The organism is Geomonas oryzae, from assembly GCF_004117875.1.
Lineage (GTDB): Bacteria > Desulfobacterota > Desulfuromonadia > Geobacterales > Geobacteraceae > Geomonas > Geomonas oryzae.
In genome coordinates this window covers 564,177-576,433 of sequence record NZ_RAHW01000001.1, presented here as the reverse complement: position 1 = coordinate 576,433, position 12,257 = coordinate 564,177, and the positions used below count along the sequence as shown (strand labels likewise).

The 12,257-nt window shown below is 61.8% G+C and carries 14 protein-coding genes; 7 read left to right on the top strand and 7 right to left on the bottom strand.

The window, feature by feature from the left end; genetic code table 11:
- The first annotated feature begins 24 nt into the window (after nucleotides 1-24).
- The gene (locus D6Z24_RS02660) at nucleotides 25-486 is read left to right on the top strand and encodes a CHRD domain-containing protein (RefSeq protein ID WP_246014540.1); all 462 of its coding nucleotides are present in this window, start codon (nucleotides 25-27) and stop codon (nucleotides 484-486) included.
- Nucleotides 487-661: 175 nt separating this feature from the next.
- On the opposite strand, the gene D6Z24_RS02655 is transcribed toward D6Z24_RS02660, so the two are convergent.
- The 5 genes from D6Z24_RS02655 to ku all read right to left on the bottom strand — a co-directional run bounded on the left by D6Z24_RS02655 (nucleotide 662) and on the right by ku (nucleotide 5,048).
- Nucleotides 662-1,624 carry a YihY/virulence factor BrkB family protein gene (locus D6Z24_RS02655; RefSeq protein ID WP_129124989.1) on the bottom strand — a complete coding sequence of 321 codons (963 nt, stop codon included), beginning with the start codon at nucleotides 1,622-1,624 and terminating at the stop codon, nucleotides 662-664.
- 46 nt (nucleotides 1,625-1,670) lie between these two features.
- Nucleotides 1,671-1,892 (bottom strand): SDR family oxidoreductase, encoded by a 222-nt coding sequence (locus D6Z24_RS02650; RefSeq protein ID WP_281275013.1) that lies wholly within the window; start codon nucleotides 1,890-1,892, stop codon nucleotides 1,671-1,673.
- 92 nt (nucleotides 1,893-1,984) lie between these two features.
- Nucleotides 1,985-3,172: a zinc-dependent alcohol dehydrogenase gene (locus tag D6Z24_RS02645; RefSeq protein WP_129124988.1), complete on the bottom strand. Its 1,188-nt coding sequence runs from the start codon at nucleotides 3,170-3,172 to the stop codon at nucleotides 1,985-1,987.
- Between the two features lie 36 nt (nucleotides 3,173-3,208).
- Complete coding sequence (locus D6Z24_RS02640) at nucleotides 3,209-3,937, bottom strand: SRPBCC family protein (RefSeq protein ID WP_129124987.1); 729 nt, start codon at nucleotides 3,935-3,937, stop codon at nucleotides 3,209-3,211.
- Between the two features lie 334 nt (nucleotides 3,938-4,271).
- The gene (gene ku / locus D6Z24_RS02635) at nucleotides 4,272-5,048 is read right to left on the bottom strand and encodes a non-homologous end joining protein Ku (protein WP_129124986.1); all 777 of its coding nucleotides are present in this window, start codon (nucleotides 5,046-5,048) and stop codon (nucleotides 4,272-4,274) included.
- A gap of 257 nt (nucleotides 5,049-5,305) precedes the next feature.
- Between ku and D6Z24_RS02630 the strand changes: the two genes are divergently transcribed.
- From D6Z24_RS02630 to D6Z24_RS02605, 6 genes are all read left to right on the top strand, one after another.
- The gene (locus D6Z24_RS02630) at nucleotides 5,306-6,925 is read left to right on the top strand and encodes a DUF748 domain-containing protein (RefSeq protein WP_129124985.1); all 1,620 of its coding nucleotides are present in this window, start codon (nucleotides 5,306-5,308) and stop codon (nucleotides 6,923-6,925) included.
- 43 nt (nucleotides 6,926-6,968) lie between these two features.
- Nucleotides 6,969-7,121, top strand: coding sequence for a DUF3309 family protein (locus tag D6Z24_RS02625; RefSeq protein WP_129124984.1), 153 nt, complete (start codon nucleotides 6,969-6,971; stop codon nucleotides 7,119-7,121).
- A 36-nt stretch (nucleotides 7,122-7,157) separates the two neighbouring features.
- Complete coding sequence (locus D6Z24_RS02620; RefSeq protein WP_129124983.1) at nucleotides 7,158-7,343, top strand: DUF6496 domain-containing protein; 186 nt, start codon at nucleotides 7,158-7,160, stop codon at nucleotides 7,341-7,343.
- 39 nt (nucleotides 7,344-7,382) lie between these two features.
- Nucleotides 7,383-7,946: a quinol:electron acceptor oxidoreductase subunit ActD gene (locus tag D6Z24_RS02615; RefSeq protein WP_129124982.1), complete on the top strand. Its 564-nt coding sequence runs from the start codon at nucleotides 7,383-7,385 to the stop codon at nucleotides 7,944-7,946.
- 69 nt (nucleotides 7,947-8,015) lie between these two features.
- Entirely contained in the window at nucleotides 8,016-8,528 is a 513-nt protein-coding gene (locus tag D6Z24_RS02610) for a hemerythrin domain-containing protein (RefSeq protein ID WP_129124981.1), read from the top strand.
- Between the two features lie 404 nt (nucleotides 8,529-8,932).
- Nucleotides 8,933-9,310 (top strand): response regulator, encoded by a 378-nt coding sequence (locus D6Z24_RS02605; protein WP_129124980.1) that lies wholly within the window; start codon nucleotides 8,933-8,935, stop codon nucleotides 9,308-9,310.
- Nucleotides 9,311-9,325: 15 nt separating this feature from the next.
- On the opposite strand, the gene D6Z24_RS02600 is transcribed toward D6Z24_RS02605, so the two are convergent.
- Both D6Z24_RS02600 and D6Z24_RS02595 read right to left on the bottom strand, forming a co-directional pair.
- A complete protein-coding gene (locus D6Z24_RS02600; protein ID WP_129124979.1) occupies nucleotides 9,326-10,177 on the bottom strand; it encodes an HDOD domain-containing protein in 852 nt (283 codons plus the stop codon).
- A gap of 97 nt (nucleotides 10,178-10,274) precedes the next feature.
- On the bottom strand, nucleotides 10,275-12,164 hold the full coding sequence (locus tag D6Z24_RS02595) for a GspE/PulE family protein (protein WP_129124978.1): 1,890 nt from the start codon (nucleotides 12,162-12,164) through the stop codon (nucleotides 10,275-10,277).
- Nucleotides 12,165-12,257 lie beyond the last annotated feature (93 nt).

Genomic DNA, 12,257 nt, shown 5'->3' with positions numbered 1-12,257 from the left:
AAACTGGTAAAAAGGGGGAGCGACATGAAAAGACTACTGCTTTCACTTGCTTGCATGCTGACCCTTGCGCAGGTCCAAGCGGCCGGCGCGGAACAGAAGATCTTCCGGGCGACGCTTTCCGGGAAGCAGGAGGTCCCGAGCGTGAAGACTCCGGCCCGGGGGGACCTGAAGATGATCTACAAGGATGGCGAGATGAGCTACGAGCTCAACGTGAGCAGGATCACGAGTCCTACCGCCGCTCATATCCACCGCGGCAAGCCGGGACAAAACGGGTCGCCCCTGGTCGGTCTGTTCGGCGGCCCGACCAAGATGGGACCCTTCAAGGGGATCCTGGACGAGGGGCTCATCACCGACGAGGGCCTGCTCGGCGAACTGGAAGGTAAAACCGTGGAGGATCTGGTTCGAATCATCGAGGCGGGCGAGGCGTATGTCGACGTGCCGACGGTGACCTACCCGCTGGGCGAGATCCGCGGTCAGATCAAGTAACTTTCCTGCATCACCTCCCTATCAATAATCCCCTCTCCCGGAGGGAGAGGGTGGCCGTAGGCCGGGTGAGGGCGCTGCCCCGAAGTGAATAGTGGCAACTGCCGGCACCCTCACCCTAGCCCTCTCCCGAAGGGAGAGGGGACGTAACGCATAATAATCTGCCCTTGGTCGCCGTCTACGACTTAGCCGCCTCTTCCTTAGCCTTTTGCTGCGACTCCGCTTTGGAATGCGTGCCGCGTTCGACGGCGTGCTCCCCTTCCACCTTTTCCCCCGGTTCCTTCCCTTCCTCCGAGCTGTGTTCGATCACCGCGTTGATCACCGCACCGGCGAGGATGATCAGTCCGCTCAGGTAAAGCCAGAGCAGTAGCACGATCACCGCGCCGATGGAACCGTAGGTCTTGTCGTAGGAGCCGAAATTGTTGATGTAGAACGAGAAGGCGATGGACATGACGAGCCAGCACGGGATGGCGACGACGGCACCGGGGCTGATCCATTTCCATTGGTGCTCAACGTCCGGTGTGAAGTAGTAGATGATGGCGACGGCTAGTACCAGCAAGAACAGGGTGATCGGCACCAGCGCGATGACGAAAGCGGTCTTGAACGCCATGCCGAAGTTGATGAGGTTGGCGATGAAGTCTCCGATCTTGAGGCCGAACATGAGCAGGACCATGGCGCCCAGGAAGAGAAGGGAGAGGCCGAGCACGAGGGCGATGGCGATCAGGCGCACCTTCCAGAACGGGCGTCCCTCCTTTACGTCGTAGAGGTTGTTCATCGAGTCCATCAACGAGACGACGGCGTTCGAAGAGGCCCAGAGCGCCAGAAGGATACCGATGGAGAGGAGCCCTTCCTTTTTGTTCATGAAAAGCGCGCGGATATTGCTCTCGATCAACGAGAAGGCCTCCGATGGGAGGAAGCGCTGCGCGCTGGAGAGCATGTACTCCAGGAGGTGCGGGATGGGAAGGTAGCCGATCAGGGTGGTCAGAAAAAGGAGGAAGGGAAACGACGCGAAGAGGAAGTAGTACGCCATGGCCGCCGCATGCTCGGGGCAGTCCTCGTCGCTGAACTTGCGGAAGACCCGTTTCGCCAGATCCTTGTAGCTGGTGTCCCCGAGTTTGAAATAGGCGCGCATAGAGAACATGGTTGCACTCCTTGTGGTAGCGGCGCGGTGCGCCGGATTTCTCCCCTTACCCGCCGACGATGGTGCCGCCGTTTGGGTGCAGCACCTGGCCGGTCATGTAGGATCCTCCCTCGGAGGCGAGGAAGACGTAGCTGTGCGCCACCTCGACCGGCTGACCGGCGCGCTTCAGCGGCACCTCGGTCCCGAACTTCTCTGTCTTCTCTTCGGGGAAAGTACCCGGGATGAGCGGGGTCCAGATCGGGCCGGGAGCGACCGCGTTCACGAGGATCCCCCTCTCGGCGCGGGAATGGTGGGGTCATCGGTCACCTCCTGTTAGATGGACGGCTGCCGGTCTCATGCACCCTCACCTTGCGGCGCCTGCTAAGTACCCGTTGCACCTGCCTGCGGGTCGAGGACGATCTTGATGCAGGCGTCCTGCTTGTTTAGGAACATCTTGTACCCGTTCGGGGCCTCTTGCAGCGGGAGCCGGTGCGTGATGATGGAGGACGGGTTCAACTGCTGCTCCGCGACCAGCTTGACCAGGTGCGGCAGGTACTTGTGCACGTGCGCCTGGCCGCAGCGCAGGGTGAGCCCCTTGGCGAAGAGCGCGCCCATCGGGAACTTGTCGATGAAGCCTGCGTAAACGCCGACGATGGAGAGGGTGCCGCCCTTGCGGCATGCCTTGGCGAGCTGGCGCAGCGCCGAGGCCCGGTCGGTCTCCAGTCTGAGGGCCTGCTTCACCGAGTCGTAGATCCCCTCGAAGCCGGTCCCCACCGCCTCCAGGCCGACGGCGTCGATGCAGGAGTCGGGGCCGCGACCGCCGGTCATGTTCTGCAGAGCTTCGGCTACGTCCACCTCCTCGTAGTTGAGGACCTCCGCCTGGCACTGGGCACGCGCCGCCTGCAGCCGGTCCGGGAAGCGGTCGATCCCTATCACGCGTTCGGCGCCCAGGTGCCGTGCCGACATCATCGCCATGAGCCCGACCGGGCCGCACCCCCAGACGGCGACGGTGTCGCCGGGGTTGATATTGCAGTAGTCAGCGGCCTGGTACCCGGTCGGGAGGATGTCGGTAAGGAGCACCACCTGCTCGTAGGGAACGCCGCTCGGGATCCTCTCGAGCCCCACGTCGGCGAACGGGACGCGCACGTACTCGGCCTGCCCGCCCGCGAACCCGCCGTAGAGGTGGGAGTAGCCGAAGATGCCGCCTGTGTCGCCGTACATATGCTCGAGCATCCAGGCGTTCGGGTTACTGTTGTCGCAAAGGGCCCAGAGCTCGTGCTTGCAATACCAGCAGGCGCCGCACGAGATGGGAAACGGGACGATGACGCGGTCGCCGACATGGAAGCGGGTGACACCGCTCCCGACCTCGACGATCTCCCCCACGAACTCGTGGCCTAGGATGTCCCCCTTCTTCATGGTCGGGACGTAGCCGTTGTAAAGGTGCAGGTCGGAGCCGCAGATGCAGGTGAGCGCCACCTTCACGATCGCGTCGTTTTTGCTCAATATCTGCGGGTCGGCGACCTCGTCCACCCGCACGTCGTGCCTGCCGTGCCAGCAAACTGCCCTCATATCTCCTCCTTTCCCCGCAAGGCGGGGGAGCCGGGTTTATTCGGCGGTGCGCCGCGCCGTGGTTTCCTCGCCCACCTCGAGGATCTGCTTGAGCCGCTTCAGGTCCTCTTCCAGCTGCTGGGCGTTGATGCCGTGAGCGATCTTTGCTGCGGCCTTTCCTGCGGCGCCGCCGGGGGGGTAGTAATCGATGGTCACTCTCACCTCGGTGCCGCGGTTGCCCGGAGCCTCCTTGAATTCAACGCTCCCCTTGTTGGGGATGTCCGCCTCGCCCACCGAGTGCCAGCTGATCTGCTGTCCCGGGGTGTCCTCCATCATCTCGGCATCCCATTCCGCGCTGATGCCGCCGGGGCCGGTCGCCTTCCAGTGCGAGGTGCGCGGGCCGGTGACCTCGACCGCTTCCAGGTGTTTCATGAAGCGAGGCAGGTTTGACAGGTTGCGCCAGAACTCGTAGACCTCGTCCGGCGGCAGGCCGATGGTCACCGCCTTCTCTATCCTGAGCCCGCCCGGTTGCGTGTGCATCGTGTCCACCCCCATCGCGTCGTAGAGGCCGCAGTAGCCGGTCTGTCCCCGGTAGAGGAACATCCCCCCTGCGACGATCATGGCGAGGCCGGAGGCGTAATTTCTCCGGCTAAGATTCCTGAGTCCCGAAACGGCCAGGGCTGCCCCCCCGGCCAAGGATGCCTTCCGCTCTGCGGGACCGACGTTCATCTTCCGCGGCCTTTGCCACGATCTGGGTTCGCTGTGCTCGCTTTCGCTCTGTTCCATGCTGATTCCTCCTTGGAAGCTGCGGTGTTTGTTTCTTATTAAGGTGGGGTCAAAAAACAATTAGAGAAAACTAACAGGTCGGGGCGGGTTTGCAACAAGGGGGAGGGGAATTTGGGAGGCAGGATGATGGGAGTAATGGGGAGAATGGGAGTGATGAGAAGGGTTGAGAACGTGGGCGCGAGTGCGGCGGCGTTGACCTGGGGGAGTGGATCGGGGGCGGGGGCTGCGGGTTCACGGCGTGGGTTGGAGGCGTGGCCCCCTCCCCCGGAGGGGGAGGGTCGGGGAGGGGGAAGGGGGCTGCCGGACCTGCAAAGGGCAAAGTGGGGGCCGCCGGTTAGGCCGCTTCCTTGCGCTTTTGCTTCAGGCTTTCCTTCAACAGCGCCATCATGTCCGCCACCTTGGGCGGGGGCGGCGCCTTCGCAGCGACCGGTTGCCGCCCCTGCGCCTTCTCCTCGATCATCCGCTTCAGGTCGTCGATGTACTGGTCCTTGTATTTCCCCGGGTCGAACTTCGTCGTCAACTGGTCGATCAGGGTGAGCGCCAGCGCCACTTCCTGCTCTTTCACCTGCTCGTCGCCGGGAAGCTTCAGTTCCGCGGCGTCGCGTACCTCCTCGGCATACCTTATCTGGTTCAGCACGAGCAGATCCCCGAGCGGGCGCACGATCCCAAGACTGCCGCGGTTCCTCAACACGTAATAGGCAACGCCCACCTTGCCGGAGCGCTTCAGCGCCTCGCGCAACAGCGCGTACGCCTTCGGCCCGCTCTTGTCGGGCTCCAGGTAGTAGGGCTTCTCGAAGTAGCGCGTGTCGATCTCCTTCTCCTCGATGAAATCGACGATATCGATCAGATGGGTCTTTTCAAGGCTCGCGTTCTCGAAGTCCTTGTCGGTGAGCACGATGTACTCGCCGTCGCTGTACTCGTACCCCTTCACGATCTCCTCGTAAGGGACTTCCTTGTTGTCGAACTTGCAGACCCGCAGGTACTTGATCGGGCAGAGATCGCTCTTGCGCAGCATGTCCAGGTCGAGTGAGTTGCTCTGCGCCCCGCTGTAAAGCTTTACCGGGATGTTGACCAGCCCGAAACTGATGGAACCTGACCACATCGCTCTCATATCCACCTCCTATAGGCACCGAACCGGCCGCCGTTCTTGCCGGTTCAGCGCATCCCGGCACAGCACGAATTCTACCATGTCTGAGCCTGCTCGCCCCAAATCCACTGCTCCGGCGCCGCCCGGCAGAGGAGGCCGACCATGCAAGGTGCTTTGCCCTAAACAACCCCCGGCGATTGACAAAACAACCACGGTGCATACATTTATTAGCGTGTTTTCATCAAGCGGAGCGCGCGCAGCGGTAACCTGCGGAGATCATTATGGTTGAAGAGAAAGAGTTGCAGGGGCGAACACGCGGGGTTGCCGTGCCGAAGGTGCTGCTCTGGGTGGTCGGGGTGCTCATCGCCCTGGTCCTCCTCGTGTTCATCGCCAGTTTCTTCATCGACGAGCCGCTAAGGCGCACCACGGAAAAAAGGATGAACCAGAGCCTCAAGGGGTATTCGGTTCGTCTCCCAAAGCTGCACTTCAGCCTCATCGGTCTCTCCATCACGCTGAAAGGTCTCACCATATCCCAGCAGGCACACCCCAAGCCTCCGGTGGCCGAGTTCCCCTACCTGCGTGCCAGCGTGCAGTGGCGCGAGGTCCTTTCCGGAAAGCTCGTCGGTGACATGAGGCTCGACGGGCCGAAGATCCACGTCAATCTGAACCAGCTTCGCACCGAGGCGGCCAGCAAGGTCCCCATGAAGCAGAAGGGGTGGCAGCAGGCCTTCGAGGCGATCTACCCGCTTAAGATCAACCTTTTGAAGATCACCGACGCAAGCATCACTTACATCGATCTTGACGAAAAGCGACCCCTCAAGCTGACCAACCTGGCGCTGGAGGCGGACAACATCCGCAACATCCACCTCCCGGACAAGGTCTACCCTTCCAACTTCCACCTGGAGACGGACATCTTCGGCAGCGGTCACGGGACCGTGGACGGCAGGGCGAACTTCCTCGCCGAGCCGACCCCGGCGGTGAAGGCGGCCATCGAACTCGCCAAGGTTCCGCTCGGCTATTTCGCGCCGATGCTCGCCCGCACCAACATGAAGATCGAGGGGGGCGTGCTGAGCGCGGTCGGCAACGTGGAGTACGGGCGCAAGGTTCAGACGGCCAGGCTTAAAAAGCTCTCCATCCAGGGGGTGCGTCTCGACTACATCCATGCCCCGGAGACGGCGCGGGCCGAGAAAAGGCGCGTGGAGAAGGTCAAGAAGGCGGCGAAAGAGGTGACCAACAAGCCGAACCTGATCCTCACCGTGGAGCACTTCAGCCTGACCGATGCCAACATCGGTTTCGTGAACGATTACGGCGGGAAAAAGGTCCGCCTCTTCCTTTCCGATTCCAACCTCTACCTGGACAACTTCTCGAACCAGTTCTCGAAGGGGCCGGCCCGGGCGAAGCTTTCCGGCCGTTTCATGGGAAGCGGCGTTTCGGAGGCGACCGCCGCGTTTCGCCCCGAGGACAAAGGGCCCGATCTCGACCTCTACGTAAAGATCACGGGGACGCAGCTCGTGTCGCTGAACGACCTGCTGCGCACCTACGGCGATTTCGACGTGACCGCGGGGACTTTCTCCCTGGTGACCGAGCTCCATGTGAAGAACAACCGCGTGAACGGCTACATCAAACCGTTTTTCAAGGACATGAAGGTCTACGACCGGCGCCAGGACAAGAACAAGGGGTTCTTCCACCAGGTCTACGAGATGCTCGTGGGAGGGATCGCCAAGCTCCTGGAAAACAAGGAGCGCGACCAGGTCGCGACCAAGGCGGACATCTCGGGGCCGCTGCAGAGTCCGAAAACCAATACCTGGCAGGTCGTCGTGGAACTGGTGCGGAACGCGTTCTTCAAGGCGATACTCCCCACCTTCGAGAAGGAGGTGACGGCACTGGGGAGAAAGCGCTGACTTCCGGCGGCGGCAAAACAACCAGAAAGAAAAGGAGGAAGCCATGAGGTTGATACTGCTGATCATCCTGATCCTGTTGTTGCTCGGTTCGCTCCCCACGTGGCCGTACAGTTCCGGGTGGGGCTACTATCCCAGCGGGGGGCTGGGGCTCATCCTTTTGATCCTGCTGATCCTGATGCTGATGGGGCGCATCTAAGCGGCCGGTCGAGGGAAGGAAAAGGGAGGACGAGGCATGGCCAAGTACGGAAAGAAGGCGCAGGAAACGGTGCATGAGGTGATGGACAAGTTCAAGAAAGGGGAACTTAAGAGCGGTGGCAGCGGGAAAAAGGTGACGGACCGCAAGCAGGCCGTTGCCATCGGACTTTCGGAGGCGCGCGAGAAGGGAGCCAAGGTGCCTGAGCCTCCGAAGAAGAAGTGACGGGCACCGCAAACCTGTAGAAAGGAAAAGGAGGCTGTCATGGCAAAGAACACCGCAGTATTCGGGATCTACCGCAGCCGCGAGAGCGTCGAGCATGCCGTCGACTCTCTGCGTGCGGCGGACTTTCGCAACACGGACATCTCGGTGCTGTTCTCCGAGAACGTAGGCACCAAGGACTTCGCCCACGAAAAGCACACCAAGGTGCCTGAGGGGTCTGCTACCGGCGCGGGGACCGGTGCGGTGATCGGCGGCGCCCTCGGCTGGCTCTCCGGCATCGGTGCCCTGGCCATCCCCGGCGTCGGCCCGTTCATCGCGGCAGGTCCGATCGTGGCGGCACTGGCGGGTGTCGGTGCGGGCGGGGTAATCGGCGGGATCGCCGGCGCCCTTATCGGCATGGGGATTCCCGAGTACGAGGCGAAGCGTTATGAAGGAAGGGTGAAGGAAGGGGGCATCCTCCTCTCGGTACACTGCGACAACGCGGACTGGAAAAAGCGGGCCTTGGAGATTCTGAAGGATACGGGCGCGCAGGACATCGGGTCCGAAGGTGAGGCGAAGGCGGATTTCGCGGCCTCGGACAAACCGAAACCGAGAGGAATGGCGTAAGCCGGCTGAACCGTGGGGGCGGCGCAAGCCGCCTCCATCTGCCGGGATAACGGCGCAGGAGGAGACGAGATGCCAACGGACCGGAAGACGAGCGAGTCGCACGGCAAGGCAGAGATGACCATCTTCGACGTGCTGAAACAGGACCATGAAAAGGCGCGTTATCTTTTCGATAGGGCACAGAAGGCGGGGAAAAAGGAAATCGCCTCGTTGCAGAAGCTCTTCGCCCAGATCGAGGAAGAGCTGGAGCTGCACATGGAGGGGGAAGAGCGCTTCTTCTACAGTGCCCTCGAGCAGGACGAAGAGATGCGCGACCACGTCCTGCAGTCCTACGAGGAGCACCAGGTTGCCAAGATAATGCTCGGCACCTTCAAGTCGCTGGCGGTCGATGACGAGCGCTGGGTGGCGAAGCTCAAAGTGCTGAGTGAGATCGTCGAGCACCACATGCAGGAGGAAGAGCGCGAAATATTCAAGATGGCGCGAAAGGCTCTGGGTAAGGAACAGCAGCACGAGATCGCGCTGTCGTTCCAGAAGAGCAAGCGGGAAGGGCATCGGCCTTCGCGGGGGGCACCCGTGGAAGGTTAGCAGTACGACGGCACGCGGGAAAAAGGCGCCGCACCGGGTAGTTTGGCCGGGCGGCGTATTTTTTTGTCTTACAGTTGTAAAAGAGTGCTTGTGTGTAGCTTAATGTATGTTATAAAATAATTTCAAGCTCACAGGGACTGCGGTACAATGTCATAGCAATGCTCACAAGCACCGCTACCGTTTGCATCTCAGAAAATAATGTTGATATTTCAGCGGTATGAGTGAAATTGCGAGGCGGCGGCATTGCCTGTGCCATCGCTATGAGGACCACGACAGGCTCCGCTCAGGTGGATATCGACTCGAGGCAAGGTTTGAACGTGCTTAATAATTACTGCCAAGTTTTCAAGCGAGAACCCCAGTATGCCGGTCTGACCGGCCCCCGGAACGCAGTTTGTGGAGGCGCTATGCAAGACGCTGAGATTTTGCTGGTCGAAGATAACAGCAATTGCGAAGAACTCGCCTTGCGGGCCTTAAGAAAGGCGGGCTACAGCAATGTTGCGGTCGCGCGCGACGGTGCGGAAGCTTTGGGGATGCTTTTGGGCGGGGAGGTCGGCGGGGAGCACCACCCCAATTTCGTGCTCCTGGACATGAAACTGCCAAAGATAGACGGCGTTGGGGTGCTGCAGAGGCTGCGCAGCAACGAGCGCACCAGGAAGCTGAAGGTCTTCGCCCTCTCCTCGTCAGAGGACCCGGAGGACCTGGAGCAATGCCGCAACCTCGGCGTGGTGGCGGTCCTGCCCAAGCCGCTCGACGCGGAACAGCTCAAGCGCTGGCTGCACTGACCGCGGCGGCTGCCGTCAGTGGGATAGCACCGGCGTCTTGGCGTTATCTTCGATGATGATTTCCAACTCGGCGAGGGCGGTTTCCTTAAGCCCCAGCACCTGGGCCTCAGTCGAGGCGAACAGGAGCACGGACGGGTCGCGGTTGAGGCCCACGCCGATTTTCCTGCAGGTGAGATTGGACAGACGCACCATGGCGAGCAGCACGTTCGCCTGGTCCCAGCGCTCCTGCTCATGCCCGGCGACGATGTCGCAGTAGATCTGCGGCAGCTGCCACTGCACCATCAACTGGTGCCCCTGCTCCACGTGCAGGGTCGCCAGGACCTCCCTGAGCACCGGCTGAATCACCCCTCCCTTGAAGCGCTCCTCGCGCGACACCTCCTCCAGACACTTCAAAAGGAACAGCTTGCCCAGGTCGTGCAGGAGTCCGCCGAGAAAAGCCTCCTGCGCCTGCGCGCCGAAGCCGACCTTCTGGGCCAGCCAGCGGCTTCCCACGGCGCAGCAGAAGGCGTGCTTCCAAAGCGTCTGCATGATGGCGTTGAACCTGATGTCGTCGGACTTGTACAGGTCGCGCTGCGTAGTGACCATGGCAAGGTTCGCGACCTCCTTCGAGCCCAGGCGTATGATCGCCTCCCGGATGGTGCTCACCTTGCTGAGCCCGGCATAGAAGGAGGAGTTGGCGGCCCTGAGCACGCGGGTGGCGACCCCCGGGTCGGCATTTAGGAGCTGATGCACCTCCTTTATGTCGTAGTCGGGGCGGGCAAGCGCCTGCTGCAGCTTCACCGCCACGGCATGAAAGACCGGGACGCTGAGCGTGCCGGCGGCGAGCCGTTCCCTGATCACCTCTACGATAGAGGCCTGTTCGTTCATTCAGTATCTCCTTGCTGCTTCCCGTCGGTTCATCCGGGATGCACATAAGGGGACAGGCACCTTGCGGAGCCAGTACCCTCGCGCTCCCTCCTCCCCGTCAGCTGCCGAGGATGCGCTTCAATTCACGCAGCGGGCGGGGCGTCCCAATGCGCGGCAGGTCGCGCAGCACTTCCTGGATCGAGATCTTCCCGTCGGCCGCCTTCACCAACCCGTCTTCAAAAAGGGTAACCATACCGGACGTCTCGATGCTGAGCCGCCGGATCTCCGCAGAAGACTTGCTCTGCAGGATGGCCTCCTTTACCGGCTCGTTCATGATCAAAAGCTCGAAGACGGCGGTCCTGCCCCGGAACCCGGTAAAGCGGCACTGGGGGCAGCCGCGCCCGGTGCGGAAGGTGGCGCCGGCCAGGTCCTTGGCGGAGTACCCCATCCTGCCGTATTCGGCCGGTGTGGGGACGTAGGTCTCAGCGCAGTCGTTGCAAACCAGGCGGAGGAGGCGCTGTGCCACCACGCAGACCACGGTGGACGATATCAAAAAGGACTCGATCTGCATGTTCATCAGCCGCAAAAGCCCGCCGATGCTGTCCTCGGTGTGGAAAGTGGTGAGCACCTTGTGCCCGGTGAGCGCGGCCTGGATCGCGGTCTCGGCGGAGAAGGTGTCGCGAATCTCCCCGAGCACGATGACGTCCGGGTCCTGGCGCACCATGTGTCGCAGGGTTTCCTCGAAGGTGACGCCGATCTTCTGGTTGATCGAGCACTGCGACACCCCCTCGATGACGAACTCGACCGGGTCCTCGGCGGTGATGATGCTGGTGTTGATGTTGTTCAGATGGCTCACGCACCCGTAGAGGGTGGAGGTCTTGCCGCTGCCGGTGGGGCCGGTGATGATCATGACCCCGGAAGGGGTCTCCAGGGCGTCCTCCACGAACTGTTTGAGCATGCGCGGGGCCATCCCGATGTCGGAGATGGCGAGGATGGCCTCCTTCTTGTTGAGCAGTCGCAGGACGATCTTTTCCCCGAAGAGGGTGATGTAGAAGGAGACCCTCATGTCGAGGTTGAAACCGTGCTGCCTACTTTCGTAGAGGATGCGGCCGTCCTGGTGACGCCTTTTCTCGGCGATGTCCGCCTGTGACATGACCTTGATCCTGGAGGAGATCTGCGGCGCGATCTCGAGGGGGAGCTCCAGGTGCGGCATCATGACGCCGTCGTGGCGCATCCGGATACGGAGCCGGTCCCGGAGCGGCTCTATGTGGATGTCGCTGGCGCCGAGCGTCATGGCGTCGTCGAAGAGCTTGTTGATCATGCCGACGACGGTGTTCTCGTCGGGGGCGGCGCTTTCGCTCCCCGCCGATTTCTGCGCGGAGGCGACCGCGGCGAGTATGGCGCTCCGAGTGGCTATCGCGGGTCTCACCGTCCTGCCGAAGATGCGTTCGGCGCTCAGCCGCGAGTAGGTTTCGAGCGGATTGGCGAAGGCGACCAGGACGGCACCCTCGTCGTCCATCGCGTACGGCACGAACAGCTCGTCACGGAACACCTCGAAGGGTGCCTTCGCGAAGAGCTTGCGGTCCAGCTTGCGGAACTCGAGTTCTGCGACCGGAAAGCCGAGCTGGAACGAGAGCACCTCGACCAGCCTGCGCTCCTCGATGAACCCCTTCTCGATGATGATGTCGCCCAGCATCTTGCGCGGTGCCCCTTCCTGCTTCTGCAGGTTCAGGGCGGTGAGGAGCTCGCTCTGTTTGAGGTAGCCGAGTTCCACCAGGAGGTCGCCGATCCTTACCGAGAGGCTGTTCTCGCGCAGGATGCGCGCCACGTCCTCGCGTTTCAGAAACTCTAGTTCCTGGAGCACGTCGATGAGCGTTTTAGTTGACTGCAACTTGCCGTGCACGCGCTGGGCGTAGAGGAGCTGGTCCCGGGTTATCACGCCGGTGCTGACGAGAAGCTCGACGATCTGGCCGGCGCCCTGGGACGCGTGCGAATCCTTCTTTTTCATGATCCCCTCGGTGTCCCGTGCGGCGTCTTTATCGACGGCCCAAAAAACAAAGAGGTCCCCACAAGCTGCAGCGGGGACCTCTGTTTCGACGGG